Below are 2,009 nucleotides of genomic sequence, written 5' to 3'. Positions count from 1 at the left end.
TGTAGTAATTCGTTTGTATCTTGTTCTTGACTTACTGATATACTCTCTTGTCTTTAGTATATAAAGTAAGTGATCCATAGATACGAACGAAACTTGATACCCTTGGTTAACTGCGTGGATACCTAATCCGGTTGATAGATGAGTTTTTCCAACTCCAGGGGGTCCCATCATGATTAATGTGAAATTTTCATCTATCCATGAAAGTTCCTTTAATACATTTAATTGCTTATCACCAATCGCAGATTGCTCTTCTAATTTAAATTGGTCTAGCGTTAATGGTTGAGGAAACTCTGCCCATTTCATCAACTTGGAACGATTCTTCTCTTCGCGACAACTCAATTCATATCCGAGTACCTGATTAATAAATTCATAGTAGGTCCAACTCTTGGATTCTGCCTCCCTAAGCATATTCGGTAGTTCCTTTGCCGTTTCTGCTAACCTTAGTGTCCTGCATTTTTGTTGAAGTTCATTATAGGAATCTGTCATTTTATCTACCTCCTTGAAGTACTTGTAGATAGATATCCTGACTGCGCTCAGGGGCTGTGATGTCTTTATATTTCTCATTGATCAATTCTTTTTTGGACAATTGTTTACTGCTTTGCATCTCTAATGAAATTGCAATATCTCTTAAATCATTAGCACTAGTCAACCCTAGTCTTTTCATTTCTTTTACGGCATCATTGATATGCCAAGGGTGTTGCTTGATTGCGTTAAGTACTACTTTGAATTGATCAATGGTGTGTCTTGGGTAATGTTCTTGTAACGTCTGAATAAGCCAGGTTGAAACTTCCGTTTCAGCTAATTCGTCCATAACTTGTTCTGCGAGTTTATCTCTTTTTGTTTGAGACCTTTGTCGATGCTTAGGATCTGTAATGACTTTACCTTTTTCTTCAGACAATTTATGTGTGGCAATCGGACCACCATCTGGATGCAGGGAGATGCTCAAATCTCCTCTAGATACGAATACATAAGCAATATTTTCTTTACCACTTTGAAATGTTCCCAATGGAACGCTATACCGATTCCCTTCAAAACGAATAACGTTGTCTTTATGAATTTTTCTTGTTATATTTATAGTTGATATATTTTCAAAAATGTAATTTCCATTGACCTTTTGAAGATGCTGCTTTTCGAGGGCGTGCGCTTCGAAAGGTCTTTTCTTTGTATTATGATGAATCTTATAGTTTCCCGTTCTTTTTAACCACTTTAAGGATGACTGCTGCCATGAATCTAAGTCTATGTAGATGCGGTGCTTCGCAAAATTATTCTTTACATATTTTATTACTTGTTCAATTTTCCCCTTTGACTCCGGATCACTCTTTCTGCACAGATATATCTTAAACTTTCTTGTTTCATGATATTTAGTAAAAGACTCCGTCAGGATTAGATCTCCGGCATTCTCGCTAACTGCCAATAAACGATCCTGGTCATATACAATCTCTTCTGTCATCCCCCCAAAATATCGAAATGCACTTTCTTGCATCCTGATCAAATCAGCTGTTCGAAGGGGTCTATCTATCCATTCTACATATTTGAATCTTGAATGAGATAAGATGAACCCAGCTACATAAAGTTTCTTTCTTTGCCCTGTATCCATATAGACAAATGTTTCTCCAAAATCTACTTGCATTTGTTTTCCCATTGGAAGTTCTTCTACTGCGCCATACATTCGTTCCATCGTTTCTTTTGGTATATGATATTTGTCTCTTAAGTCATTCACATAATTTCGAACCGTATTCTCAGCCACTGACTGTACATCAAGTCTATCCTGCAGCCAGTCATGAATTTGAGAACTTGTCATATCCGGATGTTCCTTTAACCACGTCAATATGTAATTTTGATAGGGATCCAGCTTCTTTGTTCGATTTTGTAGCGATGCAATAAACTCAGCGAACTCCTCCGGTGTCATACTCAAATATTCAATTACTCTGTTTCTAGAAATCTTTAATTTCTTTGCAATCTTAGTGTTTGAGAAACCTATACTCTTTAAACGATGTATTTCTTGATAA

Annotated in this window: 2 protein-coding genes; both read right to left on the bottom strand. The window is 36.6% G+C overall.

Going from position 1 to position 2,009, the window contains the following annotated elements; translation table 11 throughout:
* Positions 1–486, bottom strand: a 486-nt coding sequence (locus KM885_RS17705; protein ID WP_216884340.1) for an ATP-binding protein, incomplete at its 3' end; no start/stop codon positions are given.
* Between the two features lies 1 nt (position 487).
* Positions 488–2,009 (bottom strand): IS21 family transposase (gene istA / locus KM885_RS17700; protein ID WP_216884339.1); only part of this gene is annotated, 1,522 nt, incomplete at its 5' end.

The sequence above is a fragment of the Oceanobacillus caeni genome, from assembly GCF_019037185.1.
Taxonomy (GTDB): domain Bacteria; phylum Bacillota; class Bacilli; order Bacillales; family Amphibacillaceae; genus Oceanobacillus; species Oceanobacillus caeni.
The sequence above is the reverse complement of the archived record's forward strand: the minus strand, read 5'-3'. Positions and strand labels throughout refer to the sequence as shown.